This window comes from Parasphingomonas frigoris, from assembly GCF_036663815.1.
Classification (GTDB): domain Bacteria; phylum Pseudomonadota; class Alphaproteobacteria; order Sphingomonadales; family Sphingomonadaceae; genus Sphingomonas.
The window spans coordinates 1-3,436 of sequence record NZ_JAXOJQ010000024.1 but is presented as its reverse complement, the minus strand read 5'-3'; the positions used below and the strand labels follow the sequence as shown (position 1 = coordinate 3,436).

Genomic DNA, 3,436 nt, shown 5'->3' with positions numbered 1-3,436 from the left:
TGGGCAACCGCGGCTCGATCACACGCCACTCAAAGTCCGTCAGATCATATCGGCTCATGCCGAGCATGAATCAGAAAATCCCGATCCTGGGAATCATATTTATGGGTTCACGGCCTAGGGCCCAGGTCTGCCGCGAGCTCGACCGCCTGGAATTGTTGCTCGACCAGATCAAGGCTGTGGAATGCGAGCGGGACGCTATGGCAATCCCAGCCGCCATCAACACCCCTGCGCCCATTGCAATGCTGCTCGGCCTCAAAGGCATTGGCCCCGAGTTTGCCGCTACCCTCTACTCGGAAGGCCTGTTCCGTCATTTTGACAATCGAAGGCAGGTCGCTGCCTATGCGGGGTTGGCGCCGTCTTTATGGCAGAGCGGATCAATAGATCGTGAACAGGGTGTCTCGAAGGCCGGCAATCCGAGGCTGCGCTCGACTATGGTTCAGCTTGCGTGGCTATGGCTGCGTCACCAACCGGACTCGATGTTGGCCCGCTGGTTCCAAGAGCGCGTCAGGCGAAATGGTGGCCGCCTCAAGAAGGCGATGATCGTGGCACTCGCCCGCAAGCTGCTGGTCGGGCTTTCGAAATGCGTCACTGCTGGCGTCGTCATTGAAGGCGCTGCGATGAAAACTGCGTGACGATATTGCTGTCGATTTTATGGATCCCCAGGACCTGATCAGTCCTGACGGATCCAGGTGGACGGACCGCCAACTCCTATGGCTTCAAAAGCCGCTTCTCAGAATGGTCCCGTTCTCCTGAGCTCTTGCCCGTCGAAAGCGGGATATTGGTGCAGCCGTTCAGAGCGGCGACTGAATGTGAGGTTGTGCAGGCTCGGATACCGGGCCGGTACTATGCGATCGGGCTCAGACTTTGGATGCCGAATGAGAAAGGATGTATCCACGTGATAACCCCTTGATCCTAAAACCGTCATGTGAGGAGTTGGAGCCTCCGACAAACCCGGCGCGGTTCAGGGGGACGTCACCTGACCATTCGAACCTGTTCTTGCTCCGAAAGTCGGCGGTCAACGTAAATTCGCAGAATCTCCGCCGCCGGCATTGGCCGTCCGTAGCGATATCCCTGAGCCTCATCGCAGCCGAGACGCAACAAGGCGGCTTCTTGCTCGACCGTTTCGACGCCCTCAGCAATTACCTCAAGATTAAGGCTTCGGGCCATGCTGACGACCGCTTTGACGATAGCCGCGTCACCAGCTTTCCGGTCGATCTTGTTAACAAAACCACGGTCAATCTTTAACCGGGTAAGCGGGTATTTTTGTAGCAAAATAAGAGAGGCAAACCCAGTCCCGAAGTCATCGAATGCGATACCTACGCCAAGGGATTTCAAACTGCGCAAGGCCTTGGTTGATTGATTGCTGTGCCGTAAAACCGTATTCTCGGTAATTTCGAGCTCCAGACTCTTAGGGGATAGTCCGTACTTCGCCAATGCCGATGTAACGACGTCGAAGAGCCGGCCAGAGCGCAACTGTGACGCGAACAGATTTACACCGACTCGCAGCGGTTCTAATCCGGCGCGTTCCCACGCTGCGGCTGTCGAGCAAGCCTGATCGATTATCCAGTCCCCAACATCTTCGGCAATGGCGCTGTCATCAAGCACCTGTATGAACACCGGTGGAGTTAACAGGCCATGCTCACGATGTCGCCACCGTAACAGCGCTTCAACGCCTGAAAGCGAACCGTCATGCAGGCGGATTTGAGGCTGATACCAAAGCTCAAATTGATTGGTCGCCAGCGCTTCACGTAGGTCGCAGGCTAAGCGATGCCTTTGATCCGACTTGTTCTGCATGGCGCGGAAGAAAAAGGTACGAGCGCCGCCTCCGGTGTTTTTCGCGCTATAAAGAGCTAAATCAGCGCAGGAGAGAAGTTGATCGACGTCGGAAGCGTCCTTCGGCGACATGGCGATTCCAATGCTTGTGCCAATGTAAACCGACTGCCCTGCCAATTCGAAAGCCAGATGTAACGCTTTAAAGATCCGGTTGGCAAGCTCATCAACCCTAAGTGGGTCGGCGCAGTCTGTAAGAAAGATCGCGAATTCGTCGCCACCGAGCCGCGCCATGAAATCTGTCGGTCCCAGTATCGCACTTAGCCGTGCCGCAACTCCACTTATAAGCTGGTCGCCTACCGAGTGCCCCAAGCTGTCATTGACGTACTTGAACCCGTCTAGGTCCAGAAGCATCAGCGCGCAGGGAGCCTCGCCCACGTTGGCCCTCAAGTTTTGGTGGAGCGCGTTCCGATTTGGAAGGGCTGTCAGCGTGTCGCAATGGGCAAGGTGCTCAAGACGCTGCTTGGCAGAATGCCGATCCGCAATGTCGCGCAGCAGTGCGCCAAACATTGGCTTACCGTCCTCGATCCACATGGATAGAGACAGGTCCACCGGTATTTCGGTTCCGTTCGCATGAAGCGCGAGGACATCGACAGATCGCCCCGCCAGGCGGGCGCGACTGCTCTGGACCGCACGGGCAAGGCCGGCAATGTGGGCGGCCCGAAGTCTCTCTGGTATAATGATCGAGAGCGGTTTGCCGATTACCTGATCCGCCCTGTGACCGAAAAGCTGCTCAGCCGCCGTGTTCCAGGACACAATAAGATTGTCCGCGCCGGCGCAGATTGCAGCGGTCGCCGAACTGGATAGCATCTGCTCGTACCGGCCGGCGTTCGATTCTTGGCAAATTAGCTCGACTGGCGTCTGCATCTCACTCCCATTCCAACCGAAGGTTAGTGAAGAAAGATTAAGACTTTGGAATGGTATGCGATGAATAATACCAAGCACGCGGTAGCTCGGTCGAAGCTACCAACGTCGTCATCCCGATCGGCAAGTCCCATGGCGCGGCTTCGTGTTTATCCTTAACGATGATCGCCGTTCGCTGAGCTGCTGCCGATCTCAGGCACACGAGGTTAAGCTACATTGGCATGCGTCCCGAAGTCCGTGGGGCTGAGATAGCCCAAGGTCGAGTGCCTGCGTGCGGGATTGTAAAAGCGTTCGACGTAATCGAATACGTCCTGCCTGACGTGCTCCCCATTTTCAGGCCGCTGATAACTTAGCTTCGGTGTCCATATGCCCTTGGCGGGGGCGGTTGGTAAACTCGGCGGGTGCCAACCCGCCAAGGCTGCTGTGCGGACGCACATTGTTGTAGTCCGTCCGCCATGCCCCGATGATCCGTCTCGCCGCAGCCAGCGATGAGAACAGGTGCTCGTTCAAGCACTCGTCGCGCAAGCGACCATTAAAGCTTTCGACGAAGCCGTTCTGCTGCGGCTTGCCCGGCGCGATGTAATGCCATTCGACCCCGGTCTCCTGGCACCAGGCGAGGACGGCGTGACTGGTGAGCTCGGTGCCATAGCACATTGGGAAGCGCCGGTTCGGGAGCCGCTATGGCCCTGATGAAGACAAGGCCGCGTAGCGGCCGCAGGGTTCATCAGGGCAAGCCATGGCC

2 protein-coding genes and 1 pseudogene are annotated in these 3,436 nt (G+C 57.2%); 1 reads left to right on the top strand and 2 read right to left on the bottom strand.

Translation table 11 applies throughout. From position 1 onward, the window contains the following. Positions 1-632: transposase (locus tag U1872_RS22105; protein WP_332795033.1), on the top strand; the 632-nt coding region annotated here is incomplete at its 5' end. Between the two features lie 340 nt (positions 633-972). On the opposite strand, the gene U1872_RS22100 is transcribed toward U1872_RS22105, so the two are convergent. Both U1872_RS22100 and U1872_RS22090 read right to left on the bottom strand, forming a co-directional pair. After that, positions 973-2,775: a putative bifunctional diguanylate cyclase/phosphodiesterase gene (locus U1872_RS22100; RefSeq protein WP_332795032.1), complete on the bottom strand. Its 1,803-nt coding sequence runs from the start codon at positions 2,773-2,775 to the stop codon at positions 973-975. Between the two features lie 252 nt (positions 2,776-3,027). After that, positions 3,028-3,339: pseudogene (locus tag U1872_RS22090) on the bottom strand (integrase core domain-containing protein); the annotation flags it as partial. Positions 3,340-3,436 lie beyond the last annotated feature (97 nt).